This window comes from Pantoea sp. 18059, from assembly GCF_902706165.1.
GTDB lineage: Bacteria > Pseudomonadota > Gammaproteobacteria > Enterobacterales > Enterobacteriaceae > Pantoea > Pantoea agglomerans.
The window spans coordinates 1-518 of the sequence record NZ_CACSJS010000023.1; the positions used below are offsets into that span (position 1 = coordinate 1).

1 tRNA gene and 1 rRNA gene are annotated in these 518 nt (G+C 49.4%); both read left to right on the plus strand.

Going from position 1 to position 518, the window contains the following annotated elements:
* Nucleotides 1-82, plus strand: a 16S ribosomal RNA gene (locus tag GVJ63_RS21850); the annotation flags it as partial.
* A gap of 86 nt (nt 83-168) precedes the next feature.
* Nucleotides 169-244: transfer RNA gene (locus tag GVJ63_RS21855), tRNA-Glu, on the plus strand.
* Nucleotides 245-518 lie beyond the last annotated feature (274 nt).

The following is a 518-nucleotide window of genomic DNA, read 5'->3' on the forward strand; positions in this document are numbered from 1 at the left end:
GCTTACCACTTTGTGATTCATGACTGGGGTGAAGTCGTAACAAGGTAACCGTAGGGGAACCTGCGGTTGGATCACCTCCTTACCTGAAGATACCTTCCCGCGCAGTGTCCACACAGATTGTCTGATAGAAAATAACGAGCAAAGTGTCTTTCGAAGACAGACTTAATTGTCCCCTTCGTCTAGAGGCCCAGGACACCGCCCTTTCACGGCGGTAACAGGGGTTCGAATCCCCTAGGGGACGCCAAAGCTTGGTGACAGGTGAAAGATGTTACCCACATATCTTAAAGATGACTTACGAGTCATGTTTAAGATATTGCTCTTTAACAATCCGGAACAAGCTGAAAATTGAAACGACGCAGCGCGTCATTCCTCCGTAATAAGGGATGACAAGGCGATGCGTTCGAGTCTCTCAAATGCTTGCAATTCGCAGCGTTGTAAAACGCCTGTGGGTTGTGAGGTTAAGCGACTAAGCGTACACGGTGGATGCCCAGGCAGTCAGAGGCGATGAAGGACGTGCT